25 protein-coding genes are annotated in these 26,155 nt (G+C 68.6%); 13 read left to right on the top strand and 12 right to left on the bottom strand.

Annotated elements, in window-relative coordinates; genetic code table 11:
• The first annotated feature begins 96 nt into the window (after window positions 1-96).
• From AB0L60_RS28835 to AB0L60_RS28820, 4 genes are all read left to right on the top strand, one after another.
• A complete protein-coding gene (locus AB0L60_RS28835) occupies window positions 97-924 on the top strand; it encodes an SDR family oxidoreductase (RefSeq protein WP_364619948.1) in 828 nt (275 codons plus the stop codon).
• Window positions 925-932: 8 nt separating this feature from the next.
• The gene (pyrE, locus tag AB0L60_RS28830) at window positions 933-1,478 is read left to right on the top strand and encodes an orotate phosphoribosyltransferase (RefSeq protein WP_354843337.1); all 546 of its coding nucleotides are present in this window, start codon (window positions 933-935) and stop codon (window positions 1,476-1,478) included.
• A 122-nt stretch (window positions 1,479-1,600) separates the two neighbouring features.
• On the top strand, window positions 1,601-2,659 hold the full coding sequence (locus AB0L60_RS28825; RefSeq protein ID WP_354843340.1) for a beta-ketoacyl-ACP synthase 3: 1,059 nt from the start codon (window positions 1,601-1,603) through the stop codon (window positions 2,657-2,659).
• Window positions 2,659-3,345, top strand: coding sequence for a lysoplasmalogenase (locus AB0L60_RS28820; protein ID WP_364619944.1), 687 nt, complete (start codon window positions 2,659-2,661; stop codon window positions 3,343-3,345). The genes AB0L60_RS28825 and AB0L60_RS28820 overlap by 1 nt, the downstream gene beginning before the upstream one ends.
• A gap of 127 nt (window positions 3,346-3,472) precedes the next feature.
• Here the strand turns inward: AB0L60_RS28820 and AB0L60_RS28815 are convergent, their stop codons facing one another.
• The 6 genes from AB0L60_RS28815 to AB0L60_RS28790 all read right to left on the bottom strand — a co-directional run bounded on the left by AB0L60_RS28815 (window position 3,473) and on the right by AB0L60_RS28790 (window position 9,475).
• On the bottom strand, window positions 3,473-3,994 hold the full coding sequence (locus tag AB0L60_RS28815) for a hypothetical protein (protein ID WP_364619940.1): 522 nt from the start codon (window positions 3,992-3,994) through the stop codon (window positions 3,473-3,475).
• Window positions 3,995-4,155: 161 nt separating this feature from the next.
• Window positions 4,156-5,268, bottom strand: coding sequence for a phosphotransferase (locus tag AB0L60_RS28810; protein WP_364619937.1), 1,113 nt, complete (start codon window positions 5,266-5,268; stop codon window positions 4,156-4,158).
• Window positions 5,265-6,590 carry a cytosine permease gene (locus AB0L60_RS28805; protein WP_364619934.1) on the bottom strand — a complete coding sequence of 442 codons (1,326 nt, stop codon included), beginning with the start codon at window positions 6,588-6,590 and terminating at the stop codon, window positions 5,265-5,267. The genes AB0L60_RS28810 and AB0L60_RS28805 overlap by 4 nt, the downstream gene beginning before the upstream one ends.
• Window positions 6,591-6,644: 54 nt before the next feature.
• The gene (locus AB0L60_RS28800; RefSeq protein ID WP_364619931.1) at window positions 6,645-7,091 is read right to left on the bottom strand and encodes a hypothetical protein; all 447 of its coding nucleotides are present in this window, start codon (window positions 7,089-7,091) and stop codon (window positions 6,645-6,647) included.
• Between the two features lie 306 nt (window positions 7,092-7,397).
• The gene (locus AB0L60_RS28795; RefSeq protein WP_354843642.1) at window positions 7,398-8,039 is read right to left on the bottom strand and encodes a response regulator transcription factor; all 642 of its coding nucleotides are present in this window, start codon (window positions 8,037-8,039) and stop codon (window positions 7,398-7,400) included.
• A 44-nt stretch (window positions 8,040-8,083) separates the two neighbouring features.
• Entirely contained in the window at window positions 8,084-9,475 is a 1,392-nt protein-coding gene (locus AB0L60_RS28790) for a sensor domain-containing protein (RefSeq protein ID WP_364619928.1), read from the bottom strand.
• A gap of 91 nt (window positions 9,476-9,566) precedes the next feature.
• Between AB0L60_RS28790 and AB0L60_RS28785 the strand changes: the two genes are divergently transcribed.
• The 3 genes from AB0L60_RS28785 (at window position 9,567) to AB0L60_RS28775 (ending at window position 11,882) form a co-directional block, all read left to right on the top strand.
• Entirely contained in the window at window positions 9,567-9,974 is a 408-nt protein-coding gene (locus AB0L60_RS28785) for a DUF4190 domain-containing protein (RefSeq protein WP_364619925.1), read from the top strand.
• Window positions 9,975-9,992: 18 nt separating this feature from the next.
• The gene (locus AB0L60_RS28780) at window positions 9,993-10,676 is read left to right on the top strand and encodes a TrmH family RNA methyltransferase (protein WP_364619922.1); all 684 of its coding nucleotides are present in this window, start codon (window positions 9,993-9,995) and stop codon (window positions 10,674-10,676) included.
• Window positions 10,677-10,739: 63 nt separating this feature from the next.
• Window positions 10,740-11,882: a glycoside hydrolase family 76 protein gene (locus AB0L60_RS28775; protein WP_364619920.1), complete on the top strand. Its 1,143-nt coding sequence runs from the start codon at window positions 10,740-10,742 to the stop codon at window positions 11,880-11,882.
• 4 nt (window positions 11,883-11,886) lie between these two features.
• Here AB0L60_RS28775 and AB0L60_RS28770 read toward each other — a convergent pair whose 3' ends face one another.
• Window positions 11,887-12,516 carry a DedA family protein gene (locus AB0L60_RS28770; protein ID WP_364619917.1) on the bottom strand — a complete coding sequence of 210 codons (630 nt, stop codon included), beginning with the start codon at window positions 12,514-12,516 and terminating at the stop codon, window positions 11,887-11,889.
• A gap of 113 nt (window positions 12,517-12,629) precedes the next feature.
• On the bottom strand, window positions 12,630-13,283 hold the full coding sequence (locus AB0L60_RS28765; protein ID WP_364620059.1) for a VTT domain-containing protein: 654 nt from the start codon (window positions 13,281-13,283) through the stop codon (window positions 12,630-12,632).
• A gap of 227 nt (window positions 13,284-13,510) precedes the next feature.
• Between AB0L60_RS28765 and fbaA the strand changes: the two genes are divergently transcribed.
• The 3 genes from fbaA to AB0L60_RS28750 all read left to right on the top strand — a co-directional run bounded on the left by fbaA (window position 13,511) and on the right by AB0L60_RS28750 (window position 17,398).
• On the top strand, window positions 13,511-14,548 hold the full coding sequence (gene fbaA, locus AB0L60_RS28760; RefSeq protein WP_354843373.1) for a class II fructose-bisphosphate aldolase: 1,038 nt from the start codon (window positions 13,511-13,513) through the stop codon (window positions 14,546-14,548).
• A 90-nt stretch (window positions 14,549-14,638) separates the two neighbouring features.
• On the top strand, window positions 14,639-15,757 hold the full coding sequence (locus AB0L60_RS28755; protein ID WP_364619915.1) for a BTAD domain-containing putative transcriptional regulator: 1,119 nt from the start codon (window positions 14,639-14,641) through the stop codon (window positions 15,755-15,757).
• 174 nt (window positions 15,758-15,931) lie between these two features.
• On the top strand, window positions 15,932-17,398 hold the full coding sequence (locus tag AB0L60_RS28750; RefSeq protein WP_364619913.1) for a DUF4185 domain-containing protein: 1,467 nt from the start codon (window positions 15,932-15,934) through the stop codon (window positions 17,396-17,398).
• 67 nt (window positions 17,399-17,465) lie between these two features.
• Here AB0L60_RS28750 and AB0L60_RS28745 read toward each other — a convergent pair whose 3' ends face one another.
• Complete coding sequence (locus AB0L60_RS28745; protein ID WP_364619910.1) at window positions 17,466-18,515, bottom strand: fused (3R)-hydroxyacyl-ACP dehydratase subunits HadA/HadB; 1,050 nt, start codon at window positions 18,513-18,515, stop codon at window positions 17,466-17,468.
• A gap of 238 nt (window positions 18,516-18,753) precedes the next feature.
• Complete coding sequence (locus tag AB0L60_RS28740) at window positions 18,754-20,997, bottom strand: hypothetical protein (RefSeq protein WP_364619907.1); 2,244 nt, start codon at window positions 20,995-20,997, stop codon at window positions 18,754-18,756.
• A gap of 83 nt (window positions 20,998-21,080) precedes the next feature.
• On the opposite strand from AB0L60_RS28740, the gene AB0L60_RS28735 reads away from it, so the two are divergent.
• Both AB0L60_RS28735 and AB0L60_RS28730 read left to right on the top strand, forming a co-directional pair.
• Window positions 21,081-21,524 carry a DUF3151 domain-containing protein gene (locus AB0L60_RS28735; protein WP_354843386.1) on the top strand — a complete coding sequence of 148 codons (444 nt, stop codon included), beginning with the start codon at window positions 21,081-21,083 and terminating at the stop codon, window positions 21,522-21,524.
• A 1-nt stretch (window position 21,525) separates the two neighbouring features.
• A complete protein-coding gene (locus tag AB0L60_RS28730) occupies window positions 21,526-22,677 on the top strand; it encodes an FUSC family protein (protein WP_364619903.1) in 1,152 nt (383 codons plus the stop codon).
• 258 nt (window positions 22,678-22,935) lie between these two features.
• Here AB0L60_RS28730 and AB0L60_RS28725 read toward each other — a convergent pair whose 3' ends face one another.
• Together AB0L60_RS28725 and AB0L60_RS28720 are read right to left on the bottom strand one after the other, a co-directional pair.
• On the bottom strand, window positions 22,936-23,718 hold the full coding sequence (locus tag AB0L60_RS28725) for a site-2 protease family protein (RefSeq protein ID WP_364619900.1): 783 nt from the start codon (window positions 23,716-23,718) through the stop codon (window positions 22,936-22,938).
• Window positions 23,719-23,774: 56 nt separating this feature from the next.
• A complete protein-coding gene (locus AB0L60_RS28720) occupies window positions 23,775-24,434 on the bottom strand; it encodes a hypothetical protein (protein WP_364619897.1) in 660 nt (219 codons plus the stop codon).
• Window positions 24,435-24,792: 358 nt separating this feature from the next.
• Between AB0L60_RS28720 and AB0L60_RS28715 the strand changes: the two genes are divergently transcribed.
• Window positions 24,793-26,094: an adenylosuccinate synthase gene (locus AB0L60_RS28715; protein WP_364619895.1), complete on the top strand. Its 1,302-nt coding sequence runs from the start codon at window positions 24,793-24,795 to the stop codon at window positions 26,092-26,094.
• Window positions 26,095-26,155: the final 61 nt, after the last annotated feature.

Here is a 26,155-nt window from a genome sequence, read left to right as displayed (position 1 = left end):
CGAATTCGCCGCGTGTGGGTCGGTCAGGGATCAGAATAGGGGCGCAGTTCCGGTCATCGCCGACCGCTCCCCAGTCGTGCGAGTGATGGGCCGCCGATGACCGAGAGTTCCTCTGATCGTCCGGCGGGCGCCCCGCGCCTGCCGGGTGCCCACCGCCCGGTGGCCCTGATCACGGGACCGACCTCCGGCATCGGCAAGGCGTACGCCACCCGGCTCGCCGCGCTCGGCTACGACCTGGTGCTGGTGGCGCGGGATGAGGATCGGCTGGCCGCGCTGGCACACGATGTGCGGGTGCGTTTCGGTGCGCGAGCCGAGACGCTGCCCGCGGACCTGGGCCGTTCCGCCGACCGCGGCCGGGTGGCCGAACGCCTGGCACAGGGCGTCGAATTCCTGGTCAACAATGCGGGATTCGGCATGTCGGGCGAGTTCTGGACGCTGGAGCCGGACGCCCTGCAGCAGCAACTGGATGTGAACGTCACCGCTGTCGTACAGCTGACCCGGGCGGCCCTGCCGCCCATGCTGCACGCGGCCAAGGGCACCGTGGTCAATGTGGCCAGCACCGCGGGCCTGATACCCGGACGGGGTTCGACCTATTCGGCCTCCAAGGCGTACGTCGTATCCTTTTCCCAGGGGCTGGCCGGCGGGCTGGCCGGAACCGGAGTCCGGGTGCAGGCCTTGTGCCCGGGATTCGTCCGCACCGAATTCCATGAGCGGGCCGGAATCGACATGGCCTCGCTACCGCGACCGTTGTGGTTGAGCGTGGACGAGGTGGTGGCGGGTTCGCTGCATGATCTGGAGAGAGACCGGGTGATCAGCGTGCCCGGAATGCAGTACAAAGCGATCGTCGCGATCGCCGGGTTCATCCCACGATCCCTGGTGACCCGCCTGAACCGGGGCCTGTTCAACGCACGCGGAAGGACATAGAGAAAGCAATGCAGGTAACGACCACCGACCGGGACAGACTCGCGGCTCTGGTGCGCGACCTCGCCGTGGTGCACGGCCGGGTGACCCTGTCCTCGGGCAAGGAAGCCGACTACTACGTGGACCTGCGCCGCGCCACCCTGCACCATGAGGCGGCCCCGCTCATCGGCAAGCTACTGCGCGAGCTCGTGGCGGACTGGGACTTCGACGCGGTGGGCGGGCTCACCATGGGCGCGGACCCGGTGGCGGCCGCGGTCATGCACGCGCCCGGCCGGGCCATCGACGCCTTCGTGGTCCGCAAGGCCGCCAAGACGCACGGCATGCAGCGTCAGATCGAGGGCCCGGACATCGTGGGCAAGCGAGTGCTGGTGGTCGAGGACACCACGACGACCGGAAACTCCCCGCTCACCGCGGTGCGCGCGCTGCGTGAGGCGGGCGCCATCGTGGTCGGTGTGGCCACCGTGGTGGACCGTGAGACCGGCGCCGACGACATCATCGCGGCCGAGGGTCTGGAGTACCGGTCGATCCTGGGTCTGAAGGACCTCGCCCTGGGGTGAGGACTTAGGTCCTTACCCCAGGGTTAACAAGACTTTGCTCTGGGCTGAACCCTTGCTCTGGGTTAGCCTGGTCCTGGTCTTACGTCCGACAAAGGTGTTGTGAAGGGTCGTGTGAGTCACCAGTGGTGAGCATTGCAATCAACAAGGGTCATCAAAATGTTGCGATGCTCGGCATCGGCGCCTACCGGCCCCAGCGCGTGGTCAGCAACGCCGAAGTGTGCGAGGTCCTGGACTCCACCCCGGAGTGGATCTTCGAGCGCACCGGCATCCACAACCGGCGCTGGATCTCCGGTGACGAGACGCTGCGCACCATGGCGGTGGCGGCGGGCAACCGGGCGCTGAACAACACCGGCATCGACCGGTCCAAGATCGGCGCGCTGCTCTTCTGCACCTCCAGCTGGCTCAAGCTGACCCCGCACGGTGCGCCGAGCGTCGCCGCCGACCTCGGCATGAACGGCATCCCGGCCTTCGACCTGACCTCCGGCTGCGGCGGGTTCGGTTACGGCCTGGGTGTCGCCACCGACATGATCCGCTCCGGCTCGGCCGAATACATCCTGGTGATCGGCGCGGAAACGATGACCGTGGGCCTGGACCCGAAGGATCGGGGCACCGCCATGATCTTCGGCGACGGCGCGGGCGCGGTCGTGGTCGGGCCCAGCGAGGAGAACGGCATCTCGCCGACCGTATGGGGCTCAGACGGCGAGAACGCCGAGGCCATCGCGCAGGACGTCGACTTCCTGGAGTTCATGAACAAGGCGCAGCGCCTGCAGGGCACCGACCCGGCCGTCGAGCCGGTGGGCCGCATGTCGCTGCACATGGAGGGCCCCAAGGTCTTCCGCTGGGCCGCGGTCACCCTGCCGCGCGCGCTGTCGAGTGCCATCGAGCAGTCCGGCGTACACAAGGAGGACATCGAGGTGTTCATCCCGCACCAGGCCAATGCCCGCATCAACGAGCTCATGAAGAAGAACCTCGGGCTCGCCGACGACATCCCGATGGCCAATGACATCGAGAACACCGGCAACACCTCCGCGGCCTCGATTCCGCTGGCCATGGAGGAGATGCTGGTGACCGGCAAGGCCAAGGGCGGTCAGCTGGCCCTGCTGCTCGGCTTCGGCGCGGGCCTGTCCTATGCCGGTCAGGTCGCGGTGCTGCCGCCCGCGCCGGCGGAACCCAGCTTCTGATGGCCCGCCCGTTTCGCGCCGCGTTCGTCGGAGCGGCGGCGGTGACGGTGTTCGGCGCCGTCACCGGCCGTGAGAAATTGCAGTGGGCCGCAAAGCCTTTGCTGATGCCGCTGCTGGCGGCCGATGTGGCGATGAACGGCGCGGCCCTGCATCGCACCGATCGCACGGTGCTGCTCGGGTCGCTGGCCGCGGCCACGGTCGGCGACGTGTTGCTCATCGACCCCGATGACGATCGCCGATTGATAGCCGGCGCTTCGTCTTTCGCGGTCATGCAGACCGGGTACTCGTGGCTGTGGTTCCGGCGCGGCGGCCGGCCGCGCGCGCAGATCGCGGCTCCGCGCCTGGCGGCTTGGCTGGGCGCGGCGACGCTGATGCGGTTCAAGGCCCCGGCGATCGCGGTGCCGCTCACCGTCTACGGCGCGACCCTCGGCACGGCGGCCACGCTGGCGTCCGATCCGGAACTGGCCCGGGGCGCGAAGAATATTGCGGGCGTGAACATTCCGAATGCGGACCCGCGCAGCCGATTGGGCGTGGGTGCGCTGCTGTTCACACTATCCGACGGATTGATCGTGCTGCGGCGCATTTTCGCGCGCGGTGAGAAGTCGCGCCGGATCAGTGAGGGCGTCATTCTCGGCACGTATGCCGCCGCGCAATATCTGCTCGCGGATCCCCGCGCGCATCGGTAGCCATATCGGTCACCGAATAGGTCACCGAATCTGTCATCGGCAACCGTTGCCGGTCATCGAATTCGATTGGAAAAGAACCCCATCCCGAGTCTCGGGATGGGGTTCCGGTGTTCTTATGCCCGAGGGATCAGGGCAGGACCTGCGGAATGGCATCCGGGTCGACCGCGCCGACGAGCAGGCCGATCAGCGCGCCCTGGAGCGCCGGGCCGAGGGCGCACAGTGGGATGAGCGGAATGCCGACCACGGTGACGGCACAGATGACGGCGCCGAACACGGCCCCGACACCCGCGCCCACCACCGCGGCATTGGCCATCGGATCGTGGTTCTTGGCATTGGGATCGGTGGCGATGTCCTGCGGCTGCGAAATCTCGGCCGCCGGCTGCGCGACCTCGGGCGCAGCGGGCTGCTCGACATCCGGGGTGACCGGCTGCGCGGCCTCCGGAGCGATGGAGACCGCCGCCGGCGCGATGGTCTGGGCGATGGCGGCCGCGACCGGAGCCGTGACCATCTGCACGACCGGGGCCGACTGCACGGCGTCGGCCGGGGCGGTGGCGGAAGCCGTTCCCGCGCTTGCGAAAGTCGTGGCGACGGCCAGCGGCAGTGCCGCGACGATTGCCTTACGACCGAAATTACGAATGGTGCGACGCATGATTTTTCCTGTCCTCCCGACCCCCGCAGCACGCTGAACTCAGATGGCGTGCAGAACGATTCGCGTTGCCGATGGCAACGGAACAAGTTTTATCCGATCGCGGTCGCGGAATCAAGTCCCGTCGCCGCCATTCGAGATCCGTGGAATTGTGCTCGCCACCACTATTCGGTGACGCGTGCCATTCCGGGGATTGCGGATAGCAGTTCGCGGCCCGCACCGGATTCCGTCCACCATGCGGTATGGCCGAGAAAGTACTCGTCGTAGGCGATTTCGGCGTTCTTCGCATTGCCGCCGGGGACGACGCCGAGGAAGTAGTCGATCTCGGACAGCTCGTACTCGCAATGCACGAGGGGGAGCAGCGCCGGGAGGGCGCGCCGCTCGGCGGCGGTCAGCCGCCGGACCGATTCGTAGCCCTGGAGCAGCGCGCGTACCTGGTCGAATCGCACCTTCGCCGGTCCGCCGTCGCGGATCGAAATCCAGTCCACGGCACTGCGTTCGATGGCGGTGGCGAGATCGTGGACGGCGGTGGTGCGGTCGCACAGGCCGAAGTCGATGACGGAGGTGACGTCGCGGTCGCACCAGAGCAGGTTCGTGCCGTGCCAATCATTGTGTGTCCACAGCGGTTCCAGGTCCGCGAGCAGGGGCCGGAGCCGCTCGTAGGCCGGGAGGTGGACGCGTTCCAGGTCCGCCCGCCAGTCGCGTTCGGCGAGGAATGCGCCGACGGCGGGGCGTTCCGCCGCCCGATTCACCACGGCCGCAAGGGGATCGGCGGAGGCGAAGAGGGTGAAGCTTGCCAGTAGCGGCCGGGGCGGGCGGCGTGGCGCCTCGTATCCCGCGGCGGCCAGGTGCAGGCGGGCCAGCAGCCGCCCGGCCGCGGCCGCCCCGTCGAGGGAGCGGTACGGCGTCCAGGAGAAGACGCCCTCGTACTCGTCTCGCCCGACACCCGATTCCTGGACCTCGTAGACGAAATCGCCCAGGTCGACCGTGTGCAGTACGCGCGGCACCGGAATTCCTCGCGAGCGCAGGTGATCCATGAAGCGGTGCTCCTCGCCGAGCCCGGCGGCGTCGCGCAGCGCCCGGGGGAGGCGTTTGACGATGAGGTCGTGCCCGTCCGCCGGGCGTACCCGGGCGGTCGCCGACAGTGGTCTCGGGCTGCGCCACACGATCGCCGCGTCCGTGCCCAGCACCGCGTCCACCTCGGCGGAAGTCAGTGCGGGCCAATCGGGTTCGACCAGCGGGTCGAATCCCATGCTGTAGACGCGGCCGTCGGTCATCCCCGCCGGACCCGCGCCAGGAGCGCGGTCACCGCCGCGGCCGCCAGGAATGAGTAGAGCGAGGCCGAGGACCACCAGCCCGGATGTACGCCGAGCGCGTCCTGGGCCCGGCTCCAGAATGTCGCCCACCAGCTGATGGAGCCGGGATTGAACAGCTGGTACACCACGAAGCCGACCGCCCACGGCAGCAGCATGAGCGGCCGGGCGGGCGCGTCCTGCGCCAGATTCCAGTCGCGGCGGCCCTGGCCGAGGAAGTAGTCGACGATGAGCACCGCGCACAGCGGCACGAAGACCGAGCCGATCAGATAGAGGAAGTTCGCGTAACTGCTGAAGTCGCGCACCGGTAGCGCCAGCAGTGTCACCGCCACACCGACCAGTCCGGCCAGCAGTCGCCGATCCACCCGCGGCAACAGGTTCTGGATGGACATGGCCGTCGAATACACATTGGCGAAGGACTGGTCCGACTCGCGCAGCACCAGTACCGCGAAGAACAGCCAGCCCGCGGTCACGCCCAGGAAGGAGTCGAAAACGTGGTCGGCATTGCCGCCCGCCTGCAGGATGGCGATGATGCCCAGCAGGTAGCACCACACCTGGGCGATCGAGTAGCCTGCCACGGTGGCCCCGGCCGCGGTCTTGGCCGATCGGGAGTGCCGGGTGTAGTCCGCGGCCAGCGGCACGAACGAGATGGATACGGCCAGGGTGGTGTCGACGGCGGGCCAGAATCCGCTCCAGCTGGTGTCGTGCTGCACCGGAATCGGTTGCCGCAGTAGCTGAATCGTGAAGTAGAGCATGGCGACGGCCACCGCCACCGAGACGTATTTGCGGAGCGCCCGCACTGCGGACAGCGGCCAGATGGCCATGGTGGTGGACAGCGTGCCCGCCGCGACGATCACCACCCAGTGCGGTACCCGGTCGTGGGTGAGCGCCGAGACGCCGAGCGCGATGACGGTCAGCTCGTACACGCCCCAGCCGATGCACTGCACGATATTGGCGACCGTCGGCAGATACGACAACCGCGTCCCGAACAGGCCGCGCAGCACCGCCATGGCCGGTGCGCCGGTACGGGCCCCGACGGCGCCCGGTCCGGCCACCATGGCCGCGCCGGCCACGGTGCCCAGGACGGTCGCCAGCAGCGCCCCGGCCAGCGGGAGCGGCGGGTTCCCGGTCGGGAAGAGCACGTACGCGGCGCCGCTGAAGCCGATGAGACTGACGCCGAGATTGAGCCAGAACGCCGCCTGATCCGTGAACCCCAGCGTGCGCGGCGGCTGGGTGTCGAGCACCAGCGGCGCTTCCCTGCGGTCGGGTTTCTCGGCGATCGTCATGCCGAGGAGCCTACGGCCCGAATCGTGCGAATCCGGCACTGAGCTGGATATATATCAGAGGCAGAGGATGATCCGGTCCCGGTTCTGCGGGTCGACGCGGATCGAAATCGTGCCGCCCACAGCGATTTTCGGCTTCACCACCGGTTCGACATCGAAGACGATGCTGCCGTAGTAGGTCTCCGAGCCCGGCACCACGAGTTCGAGATCGAGTTCGGTGATCTCGGTGCAGTGGTCGGTGCGCTGCAAGGGGTGGACCGCTTCGATGTTCGCCCAGCCCTCGAGCCCGTGCCGGCGTAGTCTGCGGTCGGAGCGGCTAGGGCGCTGGGCGAACAGCATGCCCAGGCCCAGGAACGTTCCGAAGAGACCGACCAGTGTGACGATCTGGACCGGCACGGTACCCGGCGGGGTGAGCGGGACCAGCCACCCCAGCCACAACCCGAGTGCGACGAGATATGCCGCCGTCACTCCGAGCACCGTACGGGCTATACGCGCGTGGTCCATGACACCCTCCAACCACGGCCTATCAGAATTCCAGGATAGTCCCGATGCTTGTTCCGTGTGGGCCGATCAGGCGAGGTCAGAGGGCTGGTGGGTCAAACGGGCACGCCGGATGTGCGGAGCGCGGTGAGCGTCCAGATCGAGCGGCAGGTCGAGGCCATCGAGGCCCAGGGTGACCTGTCCCGAGTACTCACCGGTCGGTGGGTATCGACCGTCTCGCAGTCGATGGGTCAGCAGCCGCAGCGACTCCTCGGTCTCCAGCAGCCAGTAGTGCCCGATCCCCGCCGCCCGGAACCGTGCAGCGCTGTTTCAACCCCGCAACCGCAGAACGGCGAGCACCCGCCGATGATGCAGATCCGAGGGCGGCAATTCCAGCTTGGAGAAGATGTTGCCGATGTGCTTCTCCACCCCGCGTTCGGTCACCGAGAGGGCCCGGGCGATGGCCGCGTTCGACAGCCCCTGGGCCATGGATTCCAGCACTTCACGCTCGCGCGGGGTGAGCCGGGCCAGCGAATCCTGTTGCCGGGCAGCGCCCATGAGCTGGCCGACCACCTCCGGATCCAGCGCGGTGCCGCCGGTGGCGACGCGCCGCAGGGCATCGGTGAAATCGCCGACGTCGGCCACCCGGTCCTTGAGCAGGTAGCCGACGCCGCCCGCACCGGCGGCCAGTAACTCGGTGGCATAACGGGTTTCGATCCACTGCGAGAACACCAGCACCCCGGTGCCGGGGTGGCTGCGGCGCAGCGCGAGCGCGGCCAGCAGGCCCTCGTCGGTGAAGCTGGGCGGCATGCGGACGTCCACCACGGCGACATCCGGCAGCTGGTCGGCGACCGCGGCGTGCAGACCGGTCGCGTCGCTCACCGCGGCCACCACCTCGAACCCGCGCTCCGCCAGCAAGGCGGTGAGGCCGTCGCGCAGAATGGCATTATCCTCCGCGATGACCACCCGCAGCGGCTCGTTCGCGTCCACGTTGTTCGGAGTGTTCACGGCCTCGATCATTGCGGCCCGGCCAGCGGCAGCACCAGCGTGACCACGGTCGGGCCGCCGATGGGGCTGTCCACCGTGAGCGTGCCGTCCACCGCGCGCGCCCGCTGCGCCAGCCCCGAAAGCCCGCCCACCACAACGTCTTCGCCGGGTCCGCCCACCGGTTGCAGCGCACCGCCCTGGCCGTTGTCGCGCACGCTCACCGCCAGCGCATTCGTCCCGGCCGGCAGCACCGCCACCCAGATCCGGTTCGCGGCAGCGTGTTTCACCACATTGGTGAGCAGTTCCGCGACCGAGAAATAGGCGATGGCCTCGATGGCCGGGCTGGGCCGCAGCGGCAGCAGCACCCGCAGCTCCACCGGCAGCGCGCAGCGGGCGGCCAGGGTCTCCAGCGCCGGTTCCAGCCCGAGTTCGAGGGCGGGTGGATGGATGCCGCGCACCAGTTCCCGCAGTTCGGTCAGTGCCTCCTTGGATCCGGTGCGGGCCTGGGCGATCAGCTCGGCGGCGTCGCCGCCCGCCGCGATCCGCTCCTCGGCGCGGCCCAGCATCATGGCGATGCTGACCAGTCGCGCCTGGGTGCCGTCGTGCAGGTCGCGTTCCAGCCGGCGCAGGGTGGCGGTGGAGTCGTCGACCGCGGCGCGGCGGCTCTCGCGCAGGCCGGCCAGCTCGAGATCGCGGGCGGTCGGGGTCAGCAGCCACAGCGCGAGCACGCGGTGCAGGAAGCAGACGCCGCGGATCAGCCACGGCAGCAGGAAGCAGCCGAGCACGCCGAGCGCCGCGAAACCCAGGACGCGCGGCCAGGTGTCGAGGTAGTAGTCGCCGAGCTGGATCATCGACCGGTGCGACACGCCGCGTTCGTCCACATTGGCGGGATCCATGAATGCCCACGGAATCGGCGACAGCGCAATGAAACCCGTCACCGCCACCGCCGTCAGCACACCGTAGCCGATCACCACACCCAGCAGGCCGTCGAGGATCAGGAACAGCAGGGCGCGGTACGACGTCCGGTCGGTGAAGGCACTGCGCAGCCAGCCGATCGGCCCGGGCCGAAAGGTGAACGGGGGCGGCTCGGGCAGAGCCGCGTCGAGCAGCACCGCGCCCAGCACCCGATGAATGCGGCCCCATACCCGCCCGCCGAGGATCATGGCCGCCAGCACCGGGATGCCCACCACGAACACCGACAGGTACAGGCTGCCGCCGATACCCAGGAACAGGTAGACCGCGGCGGCGCAGCCCAGCCCGAAAACGATGATCAGGTAGGCGAATTCCTTCCAGGTGCGCGCCCGGAACGGCGTGACCAGGAAGGTCCGCAGTACGGACGCGAGGGTGGGGCGGGGGCCCGGATCCGGTTGCGGCGCGGGCGGATCGAGCACGATGCTGGGTAGGGCGGCCGTATCGCTCATGGATTCATGGTCGCGGGCGGCGCGGTGCGGTGGCGAGGGAGCAGCCCAGAAAATATTCGGTGTAGCCAGCACGACCACCTAGCATTCAGCCATGACCTACGACGCGCCCCCGCCGGGCTGGGATCCGCAGTCCCAGGGCTACCAGCAGCAGCCGGGCTACAACCAGCAGTCCGGCTACCCCCAGGGCTACCCGCCGCAGGCGCCCGGCTACTACCCGCCCGGCTACTACGGCGCACCCGCGCCGGATCATCCGCAGGCGGTGGTCGTGTTGATCCTCGGCATCATGAGCCTGGTGTTCTGCCAGCTGCTCGGTCCGGTGGCCTGGATCATGGGCGGCAAGGCCCGCCGGGAGATCAGCGAGTCGAACGGCATGATCGGCGGCAGCGGCATGGTGACGGCCGGCTGGATCTGCGGCATCGTCGCCACGGCGCTGATGGTCCTGGTCATTCTGTTCATCGTGCTCGCCATCATCGTGGGCGCGGTCGGCTCCTCGCACTAGGCAACTACCATCGCCGGGGTGAGTTCCGCCCCGACCGCCCACGAACCGCCGACCCCCGGACCGACCGAATGGGGTGAGCATCCGCACGGCGTCGGACCGTGGCGCGAGGAGTTCGGCACCGAGCCGCCGGACGATCCGCGCCTGGATCCGGACCTGCTCGAGCACGGCGACCGGCGCAATGTGGTGGATGCCTACCGGTATTGGCGGCGCGAGGCCATCGTCGCCGATATCGACAGCCGCCGGCACCCGTTCCATGTGGCCATCGAGAACTTCGGGCACGACGCCAATATCGGCACGGTGGTGCGCACGGCCAATGCCTTCGCGGCGGCGGCCGTGCACATTGTCGGGCGTAAGCGGTGGAATCGCCGCGGGGCCATGGTCACCGACCGCTACCAGCACATTCACCATCATGCCGATATCGATGAGCTGCTGCGTTTCGCGGCCGATGAGGGCCTCACGGTGGTGGCGGTGGACAACGTCCCCGGCGCGGTGCCGCTGGAGACCGCGGCGCTGCCGCGCGAGTGCCTGCTGCTCTTCGGCCAGGAGGGCCCGGGCGTGACCGAGGCCGCGAAAGCGGGCGCGCTGCTGACCGTTTCGATCGCGCAGTTCGGCTCGACCCGCAGCATCAATGCCGGTGTCGCCGCGGGTATCGCCATGCACGCCTGGATCCGCCAGCACGCCGACCTCACCGCCGCCTGGTGAGCTGGACGACTCCCGGTAACAAATCAGCCACGGGCGCAGTGCCCGACTGGCACGATAAGTCCTATGACTTCGCGGACCGGACGCAATATCGAGCCGACCGCTGCCCTCTGGTCGGAGCGAGCCGACCTGGCCGAGTCCGCGATCCTCTCGCGTCACCTACGCAAGCTGTGGGGCTGTCCCGGCACCCAGCTCGGCGTGGTGGGCTGGCCCGCCACCAAGGGTGAGCGGGTTTTCGCCTTCTGGCACTACTGGTGGCAGGCCCACCTGATCGACTGCGCGGTCGACGCCGCCAATCGCGCGCCGACCTCCGCCCGGCAGCGCCGCCTCTGGTCCATCGCCCACGCCTCGCGCCTGCGCAATATCACCGGCTGGACCAACAACTACTACGACGACATGGCCTGGCTGACAATCGCTTTGGAGCGGGCCGAACGCACCCAGGGCGTGGCCGAGGTGCGGGGCGCGCTGCTCACTCTGGAGAAGACGCTGGCCAACGGGTTCGATCCGGAGTTCGGCGCGGTGCCCTGGCGTAAGGGCTCCGACTTCTACAATGCCCCGGCCAACGGCCCGGCAGGCATCGCGATGGCGCGGCTGGGCCGCTACCACCTGGCGCAGGAACTGGCCGACTTCCTCGACGCCAATCTGCGCGACAAGGAGACCGGCCTCATCTTCGACGGCATCCACCTACCCTCCGGCGAGGTCGAGAAGCCGGTCTACAGCTACTGCCAGGGCGTGACGCTCGGCCTGGAAACCGAACTCGCGGTGCACACCGGCGAACCCCGGCACGCCGAGCGCGTGGTCCGGCTGGTGGACGCGGTCGAGGAGCATCTGACCGCGGACGGCGTGGTGGTCGGCGACGGCGGCGGGGACGGTGGCCTGTTCAACGGCATTCTCATCCGCTACCTGGCGCTGACCGCCCTCATGCTGCCCGGCGACGACCCCGCGCAGGTGACCGCGCGCCGCAAGGCCGCCGCGATGGTGCGCGCGTCCGCGAACGCGGCCTGGGACCACCGCCTGGATGTGGAGGGGGAGCCGCTGTTCGGCTCGGATTGGCGGCAGCCCGCGCGACTTCCGGGCATCGCGGGCGCGGGCGGCTTCGAGGGCGGTTCGGTGACCGCCTCACGTAACCCGGAACGCGATCTGTCGGTGCAGCTTTCGGGCTGGAAGCTGATGGAGGCCGCGCACACGGTGACGGCCGCCGGGCTGTAATCGTTCAGGCGCGCGGCAGCCGGGGCAGCGGCACCGTCGCGGCCTCTGCCACGTCGAGGTCGAAATCCTCGGCGGGACGTGCCATTTCGACGCGGTACTGCCGCACGCCCAGGACCGTGCCGAGCACCAGCCCGACCACCAGGGTTCCGATGACCGCGGGCATGAGCCAGGACATGTTCTCCAGGAAGCTGCCCGCGTAGTAGCTGGCCAGCAGGATCACCGGCGCCCAGATGACCGCGCCGACGGACGAGGCGATGGTGTATTTGCGGTGGTCCATCCCGGCCGCGCCCGCGACCAGCGGGCACAGCGTGCGCACCCACGGAATCCAGCGGGCCACCAGCACCGCCAGGAACCCGTGCTTGTGCAGCATGTCCGAAACCCGCTCGAGATTGCGGGTATTGATGTACTTCCCGTTCTTGCGTGCCACCAGATGGTGTCCGGCGCGCTGGCCGAAGACGTACCCCACCTGGTTGCCGGCGATGGCCGCGATCATGGTGCCGATCGACAGCGCCCAGACCTGCCCCTCGCCGACCTGCGAGGCCAGCACCACGCCGGCGGTGATGAGCATGGAGTCACCGGGCAGGAACAGCCCGATGATGAGTGCGCACTCCAGGAAGACGAACGTGAGAACCACGGTCCAGACGAGCACTGGTCCGGCTGTCTCGAGCGGGCCGAATCCGCCGGAGGCGGAAAGAAAGGCAGGGCCGCCCGATGCGAGGGTTAGCGGGGTGGTCGACACCGAAGGGCTCAGTGGGTCGGCTCGTTCGTCGAGGTGGCGTACTCGGCCTGTTCCGGGGCCTGGCCGCGGTGCAGCAGGTTCTTCGCGACCGCGATGATGCCCGGCAGGATGGACACGAACACGATCAGCAGGAAGATCGCCTCGACGTTCTTACGAATGAATTCGACATTGCCCAGGAAGTAACCGAGCACGGTGACGCCACCGCCCCACAGCACCGCGCCGATGATGTCGACGGTGGCGAACTTGCGGTAGTCCATCTTCGAGACACCGGCCAGCACCGGCATGAAGGTGCGCACGATGGGCACGAAGCGGGCCAGGACGATGGTCTTGGGTCCGTACTTCTCGAAGAACGCGTGCGTCTCGGTGATGTAGTGCTGCTTGAAGAAGCGAGTGTCTTCCTTCTTGAACAGCGCCGGGCCGATGCTGCGCCCGATCCAGTAGCCGCTCTGGTCGCCGAGCCAGGCCACGAACGCGGTCGCGGGCACCAGCCACCAGATGTTCATGCCGGCCGGCGGGTGTGCCTGGGCCGCCAGCAGACCGCCGGTGAACAGCAGCGAGTCGCCGGGCAGGATCGGGAACAGCAGACCGGTCTCGATGAAGACGATGGCCAGGATCGCCGGGAGCACCGCGTGCTGCAGCCAAGTCTCCGTCAGGAGGTGCATTGGGTCCAAGATCGCGGGCAGCGCGGCATTGGTCGTCACGGCATCGGATACGGCCAGCAAGGTCACGGCCACCACAGTACCGGTAGCCCGGACATCACACCGAACGTCGAAGCAACCTCACAAACTTGTGGGGTATGTGAGGCCATTGCCCCGTAGAAAAGGGGCTGTCCTATCGTGTCAGTTGACAGAATTTTGTAGTACGCACCACACACAACACGGAGGTCATTGTGCCCATCGCGACTCCGGAGATCTACGCCGAGATGATTGCTCGGGCCAAGCAGAACTCCTTCGCGTTCCCCGCCATCAACTGCACCTCGTCGGAAACCATCAACGCGGCCATCAAGGGCTTCGCGGACGCCGGCAGCGACGGCATCATCCAGTTCTCCACCGGCGGTGCGGAATTCGGCTCCGGTCTGGGCGTGAAGGACATGGTGACCGGTGCGGTCGCGCTGGCCGAGTTCGCGAACGTGGTCGCCGCGAAGTACGACGTGACCATCGCGCTGCACACCGACCACTGCCCGAAGGACAAGCTGGACACCTTCGTGCGCCCGCTGCTGGCCATCTCGGCCGAGCGCGTGAAGAACGGCCTGAACCCGCTGTTCCAGTCGCACATGTGGGACGGTTCCGCGATCCCGATCGACGAGAACCTGGAGATCGCCAAGGAACTGCTGAAGCAGGCGCACGCGGCGAACATCATCCTCGAGGTCGAGATCGGCGTCGTCGGCGGTGAAGAGGACGGCGTCGAGGCCGAGATCAACGAGAAGCTCTACACCTCGCCCGAGGACTTCGAGAAGACCATCGACGCGCTGGGCTCCGGGGAGAACGGCCAGTACCTGCTGGCCGCCACCTTCGGCAATGTTCACGGCGTGTACAAGCCGGGCAATGTGGTGCTCAAGCCCGAGGTGCTGGCCGAGGGCCAGCGGGTGGCCGCCGCCAAGCTGGGCCTGGGCGCGGACGCGCAGCCGTTCGACTTCGTCTTCCACGGCGGTTCGGGCTCGCTGAAGTCGGAGATCGAGGACTCGCTGCGCTTCGGCGTGGTGAAGATGAACGTCGACACCGACACCCAGTACGCCTTCACCCGTCCGGTCGCCGGCCACATGTTCGGCAACTACGACGGCGTCCTGAAGATCGACGGCGAGGTCGGCAACAAGAAGGTCTACGACCCGCGCAGCTACCTCAAGAAGGCCGAGACCTCGATGGCGGCGCGCGTCGTCGAGGCCTGCAACGACCTGAACTCCGCGGGACGTTCGATCAGCGCCAAGTAAGCTCAATGGTCGGGATTCCGCTGCGACGAGCGGAATCCCGGGCAATTTTCGAGCGGCGGGCGCGCCGCGGTCTCTATCGAGGCAGGTGGCATGACTGTCGATGTGCGGGTCCTGGGCCCCGTGCAGCTGTTGGTCGCCGGTCGGTCCGTGCCGGTCGGCGGCCCCAAGCCGCGTGCGCTGCTGGCGGCTCTGACCGTGAACCGGCGGCGCGCGGTGTCCTCGCAGGCGCTGGCCGACATTGTCTGGAACGACGATCCACCGGATTCCTATCAGGCGAGTCTGCAGGTGTTCGTCTCGAATATTCGCAAGACCCTGCGCACCGCCGGGGTCGACCCGGTGGCGCTGCTGCGCACCGAATCCTCCGGCTACCGGCTGGAGATCGAGGACGACGAGTGCGATCTCGGGCGCTTCGAGACGCTGCGCCGCGAGGGTTCCGAGGCCGCCTCGATCGGCGACCCCACCGCAGCGTCCCGGCTCTTCGGCGAGGCGCTGGCGGAATGGACCGGCCGCGCCCTGGACGATCTGTCCGGCCTCGGCTTCGCGGAGAGCTTCGCCACCGCCATGGACGAAGAGCGGCTGCTGGTCGCCTCCGCCCGCATCGATTCCGAAATCGCTTTGGGCCGAGCCTCTTCCGTGGTCGGCGAGCTGGTGTCGATGACCAGTGCGCATCCGCTGCGGGAGCCGCTGTGGGCGCAGCTCATCACCGCGCTCTATCTGTCCGGCCGTCAGGCCGACGCGCTCGACGCCTGCCGCCGGGTGCGCACCGTGCTGGCCGACGAGCTCGGCATCGATCCGGGTCCCGCGCTCATCGCGCTGGAGCAGAAGGTGCTGCGTCAGGAACCGTTGAGCACCGGGCAGATTCACGAGGTCGAGCGCATGGCCAAGGCCATGACCGAGACCGTCACCGAGATGCCGCGCGCCGTGCGCGCCGGGCAGCTGCGGCTGTCCGACGGCCGGGTGGTGCCGATCGGCCCGAACGGCATGAAGATCGGCCGCATGACGGACAACGATCTGGTGCTCGACGATCCCAAGGCCAGCCGCTACCACGCGCAGATCACCCCGAGCCGGGCCGGACTGCTCATCAAGGACCTGCACTCCGCCAATGGCATCTACATCAACGAGGAGTCCATCGAATCGGCCGCCGTGCTGGCCGACGGGGACGCCATCCGGGTCGGCACCACCGTGCTCACCTTCCAGGCCCTGCGCTGAGCCGTCGCTGTATTACGCTGCCGCACTGTCGGTTTCGGTTCACGGTGCGGCGGCGGCAGGCACGCGGATCTCGATTCGATCGAGATCGGTCGAGTACCGGCGGTTCGCCCGGTTCCGAGGGTAGGGTCTCTGCCCGGATGTATCCGAGAGCCCGTTTGTCGGAAGGTTGAGTGCATGGCCAAGCGGCTGGTGGCAGCTGCGGGGGCGGTGATCGTCGGGGCGGGCGTACTCGCCGGAATGGGCGGGCCGGTCGCGGCGGCGGATCCGGATCCGGGTGCGGCACCGGCCGTTCCGGGTATCGGGCCCTGCGGCACCGACCCCAAGCCCGGACACGAGTCGCTGGTCCCGAAGACCGTCGAGGTGCCCGTGCCCTATCCGGTGGTCACGGTCGACACCGGGCCGGTGCCGGAGAACACCAAGCGCGTTGCGATGGAGCTGCCGCCGGATCCGTGCGTGAACCCGTGCCCGGATCTCACCGACACTCCCGCTCCGCCACCGGGACTCGCCGAACAGCTCGGCCTCCCCAAGCTGATCGTGCGGCCGCAACCGTTCAATTTCGCTTTGCCCAACCCGAATCCGCCGGCGCTGCCGCCCGGGCCCGATCCGGCGCACCCGCCGATCGAGGCCGCCGCCCAGGTGCCCGCCCGGCCGACGCCGCGGGTCTCCGACGTGCGCGAGGTGTCCAAGCTGACCGGCGCCGACTCGGTGAACCGCACCGACAAGCGCTGGCAGGTCCAGGGCACCGACCTGGGGATCATGTGGCAGAGCGCGCCGGACGAGATCGCCATCGCCTTCGGCGACACCGTCGGCCGCGACTTCCATCCGCCGGGCGGCATGGGTGAGGACTGGCGCTCGAACCTGCTGGCCTTCAGCAAGAACCGGGACCTGGAGAACGGCGTGGTCTTCGACCGCATGGTCACCGACGACCGCTGCCACGCCGCCGAACTGCTGAGCAGCCGCAAGCTGGACAATATCGAGATCACCACCATCCCGACCTCGGGCTTCGCCATCGGGGACCGGCAGTACCTGAGCTACATGTCGATCCGCACCTGGAACAGCGTGCCCGGCACCTGGTACACCAACTACGGCGGCATCGCCTACTCCGACGACCACGGCGAGCACTGGACCAAGGACCCGTACGCCAAGTGGGAGAACATCTTCGGCCTCTCCAACTTCCAGGTGACGGCCATGGTGCCGCAGGGGGACTGGGTCTACATGTTTGGTATCCCCAATTCGCGGCTCGGCGGGGTGGGGCTGGCCCGGGTGCCGAAGGACCAGGTGCTCAACCCGACGGCCTACCAGTACTGGAACAGCGGCTCCTGGATACCCGAGACGAACGGATCGGTCACGGTCACACCGATTGTCGACGCGCCTGCCGGTGAGCTGTCGGTGCGCTACGACGAGAGCCGCAAAGTATGGCAGATGAGCTACCTGGACACCGCCAAGGCGGCACTCGTTGTGCGGGAATCGGATACGCCGCAGGGCACGTGGTCCGACAGCGCGGTCACGGTGAGCGCACTGCAATTCCCGGAGCTGTACGGCGGCTTCATCCATCCGTGGTCCACCGGCAACGACATGTACTTCACCATGTCGACCTGGAGCGACTACAACGTCTACCTGATGCACGCCACGGTGAACTGAATCGCCTGGCGGACAACGACAAAGAGCGGGCCGCACGGAATGCGCGGCCCGCTCTCCAGGTTTCGGCTCAGCTGAGCCGGATCTCGGCGATCGCGCGGCCGAAGAGCTTCTTGCCCTCGGAGGTCGCGCCCAGAACGACGGTGGCCTCGCCCCGGGCGGCGTCCACCGACTTCACCTTGCCGGTGAACTCGACGATGGTCGGGGCGGTCGGCTCGACCGGTACGAAGCCGGAGAAGCGGACGCTGAACTTGCCCAGCGCCGACGGATCGCCCAGCCAGTCCACCAGGTAGCCGGCGGTCAGGCCCATGGTGAGCATGCCGTGCGCCACCACGGTGGGCAGGCCGACCAGGGTGGCGGCGGTGTCGCTGAAGTGGATGGGGTTCGGGTCGCCGGAGACGCCCGCGTAGTTGACCAGGTCGCCGCGGGTGACCGGCACCGTGGCGGCGGGCAGCTCGGTGCCGGCGGTCAGGGTGGCGGCGGTGGGGATGGTGTGGACCGGCTGGGGCGGGGCGGGGGCGGCCAGCTCGGCGACCTCGTCGGGGGCCAGCAGAATCAGACCGGTCGGGTCGCCGTCGAATTCGCCGGGCTCGACCACATGGCCGTGCATGACCACGCCCGAGACCGTCTCGACCGTGGCCGGATCGATCTCGACGCCCTTGCGGGCCACGATGGTGGTGGTGGCGACCAGCACCGGCAGCGCGTCGGCATCGGTGAGGGTGACCTTGACGGTGATGAAGTCGTTGTCGCCGAAGCTTCGGATGTTCTCGACGACGACGTCCACCCCGAGGCGGTCCTCGGCCAGGATCGGGCGGTAGTACTCGAAGATCTGATCGGTCTGCAGGATCTGCGAGACGTCGTACTCGGTGAGCACCGATCCGATCAGCGAGCGGGTGGTGGCCGCGCCGATCACCGACGCGAAGGTCGGGGAGGCGAGCAGGCCGCCGTAGCCGAGCGCCGCGGCGGCGGCCTCGGTGTGGTGACCGGGGTGATCGTTGCGCACCGAACGCGCGAACTCGCGGATCTTCTCGCGGCCGACGTCGTAGTGATCACGGACACGGAAGTGCCGTCCGACCAGCTCGGCCGCGGTGGCTTCAGTAGCCTCTGCCGTTTCCGGCATGGTGTTCAGCTCCCTGCAAATCGAAACCCGGTGGGCCCGCACCACTTCTGCCGGACACTGCCCTCACGAATCAGACAATGTCCTGGACGGTGTACAACCGCTGAAGTGCCGGAATGCCGAAATGGCTGGCCCAGACAATCCGGCACACTGTACCGACGTGCCGGACTGTTGACCAGGTCTTTGTGATGTTCATCGCGGCCGGGGGCGCAAATGCGTCAGGAAATTTTCCGGGAGCCGATCAGTGCCCGTTCTGCGGGTCACATACCTTCCACGAACCACCCTCGTTGCGCAGATCGAAGGTGCGTGCGGACGTCTTCGACGGGTCCGCCGCGGTGTACACGGTCGCCTGCGCCAGCGCGGCGTCGCCGGTGATCTGAATGGCGTCGACGCTCTTCACCTGAGGAATGCTCTTCTGGTCCTGCGAGGTCTTGTACACGCTCGCGAACTGGTCGGCCGAGATCTTCTGGTAGAAGTCGTGCTGCGCACCGCAGGTCACGGCCCGCAATGCGTCCAGATTCCCGGACTTCAGCGCGTCGGTGTACGTGGTGATCGTCTTCTGCACCAGGGCTTCCGGCGAGTTGTTGTTCTGGTGCTTCACCACACCGAACACCACGCCGGCAATGGCGATCACCGCGATCACGGCCGCCGCCACGATGATCCACAGCTTCTTCGACACACCGCCCGCGGCGGGCGCGGTCCCAGCGGCTGCCTCGGCGGCGGCCGGTACCCGCTGCGGCTGCGCCAGAATGCGCGGTCCATCCCCCTGAACATCCTGCGGCCCAGCATGTCCCGGGCCGGCCGGCACCGGACCCTGCTGCATACCCTGCGGTGCTTTCGGTCCCTGGGGCGCATTCGGTCCCTGCGTTGCGTTGGGGCCCTGCGGTGAATTCGGGCCCTGCGGTGCATTCGGGCCCGGTGCGCCCGGTCCCTGCGGGCCGCGCGGACCCTGCGGCGGCGCACCCGCTCCGACCCGCTGCGGCGGGGCGATGCGTGGCCCGCCGATGGGCTGGCCCGGCATGGTCGGCTGCATATCCGCCGGTGACGGCGCGGTCGCGGGCCGGCGCGGCCCCATCGGCGGCCGCGGCGGCGACGGCCGGGTCTCCTCGACCGGCGCGTCCAGCGCCGGCGCGTTCCCCTTTGGACCCACATTCCGCGGCCCCGCGTTCACCCGCGGCGTTTGCGGCGGCTTGCTGACCGCCCGCCCCTGCGGCCCCGACACCCGGATCTTCTCGGTCGCCTGATCCCCGGACACGATCGGCAGTGCCGTCGTAGCGTCATCCGCTGGACTCGGAACCTTCTTGATCACAACGGTTTTCGCGTCCCCGCCGGGGGCATCGCCGGAATCGCCGTCCGGCTTCGCCGCGGAATCGCCCGCCCCGCCGGCCTTCTCGGCCGCCGCGTCATCGTCCTTCGCCTTACCGGCATCCTTCGCCTTACCGCTGTCCGCGGCGGCCTTGCGATCCTCCGGCTGCGAATCCGCCTGCGGCATCCCCTCGGTGGGAACACCCTGCGGCGCGGGCTTCTCCTGCGCCGCATCGCTCGGGGCTCCACCCGGCTTCCCGGCAGCCGCGGGCGCGGAACCGGCCTTCGCGGCCCCGCCGCTCGCCGCCCGCCCGGGTTGCTGAATCCGAATCAACTGGGTGGTCGCATCCGCCGCGGCGGCCTCGCCCGCGGCGGGCTTCTCCCCGCCCGGCCGCTGAATCGGAATGAACTGCGTAGGGGCATCGTCCGTCGCCGCCTGCCGGCCCGGGCCGGACTGCTCCACGCCGGTCGGCTTTCCACCGGCATTCTGTTGCGCGGGTGCGCTCGAGCCCTTGGGGTCGGCCGGGGCGGTCTTCCCCGCCTTCGCTCCGGGAGTCGAGGACGCGTCCGGGCGCCGCGCCTCGCCTGCGGCCTGTGACTTTGCGCCGGGTCCGGATTGTCCAGCGCCAGTGGACTTCTCAGCGGCTGCGTTCGATGGTTGGGTGCCGGGCGGGTTCTGCTTGCCGGCCGCGCCGGGGGCGGCGGGCCGGGCGCTCGAGGTTGACTGGGGTACGAATTCGCCCGAACCCTGGCGCGCGGCGGCCGGGGGTTGGCCGCCAGGGGTGCCCTGTGGTGCGGGAGGCTGGATGCGTCCGGCCGACTTGGGGGTTTCGTAGTGGATGGTGGCGAAACCGGCCGAGGACTTGGCGGGCGGGTTGGCCGGCTTGCCTTGGCCGGGGGCCGGGTTCGAGCCGGCCGACGCGGGTTCGGCTGCGCCGGTGCGGATCTCCTCGGTGCGGGAGTCGGCGGTGGGAATCACTTCCGTGGCCGCGGTCGGGGGAGCGTTGTTTCCGCCGGCATCGCTCGGTGCGCCGGGGCCCTTCGCGGGGTTGCTCGGGGCGGGGCCGCCGGGCCGGGACGCAGACTGGTCGGTCGGAGTCTTGGGGGCGGCGGTGTCCTCGGCGCCGGATGCCGAGTTGGCAGGACCCTGCGGCTGCTGGTCGTCTTTCGGGTCGGACACGCGCTACACCCCTTGCTTCGGCGGAACTGTGATTCGACGGTCAGCCTACTGAGCATTCCGGACGGCGGTGCAGAATGATCGGCATGACCTCCTTCGGCGATCTACTCGGACCGCAGCCGGTCCTGCTCCCGGAAAACATCGACGCGGAGGACGCGCTGCTCCAGAAACAGGACCCGGTGCAGGTTGCCGCGGCGCATCCGACCGCCTCCATCGCCTGGGCCTACCTGGCCGAGGCCGCGCTGGAGCGGGGCGCAGCCGCTGACGGCGAGATCAACCACGACATCATCTCCGCCTACGCCTTCGCGCGCACCGGCTACCACCGCGGCCTGGACCTGTTGCGCCGCAACGGCTGGAAGGGCTTCGGCCCGGTGCCGTGGAGCCACGAGCCCAATCGGGGCTTCCTGCGCAGCGTCGGCGCGCTCGCGAAGGCCGCCCGCGCCATCGGCGAGACCGACGAGTACGCGCGCTGCCTGGACCTGCTCGAGGACTGCGACCCGCGCGCGGCCGCCGAGCTCGGCCTCGACTGAATTGAGCGGCGGCCTGGGCGAAACCTTCGACGCTGCCCGGGAGAGCAGCGTCACCCGCGTGCGCAGGGCCGCGGGGCGCGTCCGGTCCTCGCTGCTGCCGATCGTGCAGTGCGCGGTCGGCGCGGGCGTGGCCTGGTTCATCGCCCACAATGTGATCGGGCACGAGCGCCCCTTCTTCGCGCCCATGGCCGCCATGATCTCCATCGGCCTGTCGTTCGGCGCGCGGCTGCGCCGGTCGGTCGAGCTGATCGTCGGCGTGGCCGTCGGCATCGGCATCGGCGACCTGTTCGTCTCCCGGGTGGGCACCGGCGGCTGGCAGATCGTGCTGCTGGTGGTGATCGCCATGTGCGCCGCCGTCTTCCTCGACGGCGGCCCGGTCATCACCATGCAGGCCGCCAGTTCCGCGGTACTGGTGGCCACGCTCTATCCGCCCGGTCAGGGTGGTGCGTCGCTGCGCATGATCGACGCGCTGGTGGGTGGTCTGGTCGGCATCGTGGTGGTGGCGGCGATCCCGCTGCATCCGGTCCGCCGTGCCCGGGAGCAGGCCGCCGGGATTCTCGAGGTGATGGGCAAGGCCCTCACCGAGTGCGCGGACGGCCTGCTCGAGCAGGATGCCGGTAAGATCAAGACGGCGCTCGAGACCGTGCGCGGCACCCAGGGCGCGATCGATGCCATGCGCAACACCCTCGAGGGCAGCCGGGAGATCATTCGAATCTCTCCGCTGTACTGGAACTCTCGCTCCCGTCTGCAGCGCCTGCGGCAGGCCGCCGACCCGCTCGACAACGCGGTCCGCAATACCCGTGTGCTGCTGCGCCGAGCGCTCACCTCGGTGCGCGACGACGAGGTACTGAATCCGGGCCTCGTCGCGGAGGTCGAGAAGCTCGGTCAGGCCGTGGATGTGGTGCGCCGCATGATGCTGGCCGACCCGGACGAGAAGCCCGATCCCGCCGAGGCGACCCGTGTGCTGCGCTCGGTCGGCAAGGGTGCGACCAAGGACCTGGTGACCGGGGCGGGCCTGTCCGCCCACGTGGTCTTCGCCCAATTGCGTTCCATCGTCGTGGATCTCATGCAGGTGTGCGGGATACGAAGGCTCTCCGCCATGGCGCTGCTGCCGCCGACCGTCCCCCATCCCTACGTCACGCCGATCGACTGATCGACGTCCGCCCGGATCGGTGGGTCCGAGACCGGAATTGCGGGTATATCCGATTCGTCTGCGGGGGCCTGCTCTTGATCTTCGGGTAGTCCGCTACTCGCGTCGAACCGCTTGCGTCCCTCTACCGTTCGTATCAGGCCGGATTTACGAGGGGTAGTCCGGTTCCGGACTCGCAGCGACGGGTGGCAACGGTTTCTCCGGACCGATGTCGTTGCGATGGGCCGCCCGACACCGGGTCGTCCGGGCGGCCCACCCGGGTCAGAGCCAGAAGCGCGTCAGTGCGCTGCCCCTCGACCACCAGCTGCCCGGCAGCCCGGACAGTTCGAACAGCGCGTTGATCGCGTCGAAGAAGAGCCGGTTGAGTTCGGGCGTGAACAGCAGCGCGAACAGGATCAGGATGCCGAACGGCTTGATCTGATCCAGCGACCGCCGCGTCTGATAGCTCAGCGACGGCTCCAGAATCCCGTACCCGTCGGTGCCGGGAATCGGGATGAGGTTCAGCACGGTCGCCGTAATCTGCAGGAACGCAAGGTAACTGAGCCCGAACCAGAATGCCGCATGCGAATGGGTGCTGCCGTAGAACCGCACGATCACCAGCAGCACGATCGCGCACAGCGCGTTCACCGCGGGCCCGGCGCCGCTCAGGATCCGCTGTACCCGCGGGCTGAAGTTGTGCGAGTGCACGTACACCGCACCACCGGGCAGCGCGAACCCGCCGAGCGCGATGAACACCACCGGCAGCGCGATCGACAGCAGCGGATGGCTGTACTTGAGCGGATTGAGGGTCAGATACCCGCGCATCTCCACTTCGCGGTCCCCGGCTCGCCACGCCACATACGCGTGCGCGAATTCGTGCAGGCAGATGGATACGATCCAGCCCGCCACCACCAGGATGAAAACCCCGAATTGAGCCTGGCGCGAACCGTAGTCGGCGTCCCAGGCGAGCGCTCCGCCCGCCACCGTGATCACCACGACCAGTAGGAACATCGGACTGGGCCGGACTGCTCCGGATGCCCGGCCCACCGCGCGCGGGTAATTCACCTGATACTCCCAACTGGTCGGCTCTGCTGTACGCCGCTACCCATTCTGGGGGTGAATCAGCGAACCAGCAGCCAAGGTTCGTGGTGCCGATAGAACGTGGAGCGCTTCACCACCCGATCGGTGGTGATCCCGTCGCGGGTGACAATGGCGCCGCCGGTGCCCAGCTGCATGGCGCGTCCCTCGACCCAGCGCTTCTTGCGCAGGCCGCGCTGCACGGTGGCGTGCAGGCCGGGCATCTCCAGCATGGGCGAAACATGCAGTGCCGCGACCTTTCCCGTGAACAGCCGGGTGTCGTCGACGTAGGCCTCGCCCTCCAGCTTCGCGCCCGCCTCGCCGACCAGGGTGGCGCGGCCGATCAGCACCTTGCCGGTGTCGTCGCGAATCAGCGGGGTCGCGATGGCCTTGCCCTCCAGCGCGCGCTTGGCGGCGGCGGAGCCGGTACCGGTCTCGTAGGCGCGGGAGCCGTAGGTGCGATCGATGGGCACATAACCGATTTCGACGCCGAGGCGTTCGGTGCGCATCAGATGGGTGAGGACCGCGGCCAATCCGGCATCCTCACCGAGCACGATGAGCCTGGGCAGGCTGTCGGCGGCCATGACCGGCAGCAACTCGTCCAGAACGCCGGTATCGGGAATGGCGGAGGTCTGGGTCAGGGGCAGGGATGCCAGCGCGATGGGAACGGGCGCGCCGTCGCAGCGGAGAACATGGGTACTCAACTGCCGAACACCCTCCTCTGGCTTGCCAACACCTATCCGCCTCGCTGCATATCCGATGGACCCCCGCCGGTCCCTCTCCCCGTGCCACCATAGCCCTGTCTCATTTGCCACGCTGTCCTCGCTGCGCATCCGTTACGTGCCCGATTTGCCCTACGCTTCGCCGCCTCGCTCCTGGATCCGCTCCGAGCCCGGGGAGGCGGAGCGCAGTCCAGACCGAGCCGGGCCGCGAACTGCGGGTATGCCACCTCGCGGGACTCATGGGGGACTCCCGTAAAGTGTGCCTACGGCCACCGCCTTCTGACGGCGGGTAGCTGCAGCACCAGACGGGCTGCGCGTCGAACCCGTAGGAGACACTCACATGCCGGCAATCGTGCTGATCGGCGCCCAGTGGGGCGACGAGGGCAAGGGCAAGGCAACCGATCTGCTCGGCGATCGGGTCCAGTGGGTAGTTCGATACCAGGGCGGCAACAACGCGGGTCACACCGTGGTGCTGCCCAATGGTGAGAGCTTCGCGCTGCATCTGATCCCGTCCGGCATCCTCACCCCCGATGTGACCAACGTCATCGGCAATGGCGTGGTGGTAGACCCGGGTGTGCTGCTGGCCGAACTCGCCGGTCTGGAAGAGCGCGGTGTGGACACCTCCCGCCTGCTGCTCTCGGCCGACGCGCACCTGATCATGCCGTACCACGTGGCCATCGATAAGGTCACCGAACGCTTCCTGGGCAACAAGAAGATCGGCACCACCGGCCGCGGCATCGGTCCCTGCTACCAGGACAAGGTCGCCCGCGTCGGCGTCCGCGTGGCCGACGTGCTGGACGAGAAGATCCTCACCCAGAAGGTCGAGGCCGCACTGGAATTCAAGAACCAGGTGCTGGTGAAGATCTACAACCGCCGCGCGCTGGACCCGCAGCAGGTGGTGGATGAGGTGCTGGAGAAGGCCGAGGGCTTCAAGCACCGCATCGCCGACAGCCGGCTGCTGCTCAACCAGGCGCTGGAGCGCGATGAGATTGTGCTGCTGGAGGGTTCGCAGGGCACCCTGCTGGACGTCGACCACGGCACCTACCCGTACGTCACCTCCTCCAACCCGACCGCGGGTGGCGCGGCGGTGGGCGCGGGCGTCGGCCCGAACAAGATCACCACGGTGCTCGGCATCCTGAAGGCGTACACCACCCGCGTCGGCTCCGGTCCGTTCCCGACCGAACTCTTCGACGAGTCCGGCACCTACCTGGCCAAGACCGGCGGCGAGGTCGGCGTCACCACCGGCCGCGCCCGCCGCACCGGCTGGTTCGACGCCGTGATCGCCCGCTACGCCACCCGCGTCAACGGCATCACCGACTACTTCCTCACCAAGCTGGACGTGCTCTCCAGTCTGGACACCGTCCCGATCTGCGTCGCCTACGAGATCGACGGCGAGCGGGTCGAGCAGATGCCCACCACCCAGACCGAATTCCACCACGCCAAGCCGATTTACGAGGAAATGCCCGGCTGGTGGGAGGACATCTCGGGTGCCCGCACCTTCGAGGAGCTCCCCGCCAACGCCCGGGCCTACGTCGAGCGCCTGGAAGAACTGTCGGGAGCACGGGTTTCGTGCATCGGCGTCGGCCCGGGTCGTGACCAGACCATCGTCCGCCACGACGTTGCCGCCTCCCCGCGACTCTAGCGGGCGGCTGGGTGCCGTTGCCGGTTCTGCATCCGTGCCTGCGGATAGGTGCCGAACCGAT

This window comes from Nocardia sp. NPDC051981, from assembly GCF_040680715.1.
In the GTDB taxonomy this organism is placed as follows: domain Bacteria; phylum Actinomycetota; class Actinomycetes; order Mycobacteriales; family Mycobacteriaceae; genus Nocardia.
Note: the sequence above shows the minus strand (reverse complement) of the source record. Positions and strands in the feature narration are given on the sequence as shown.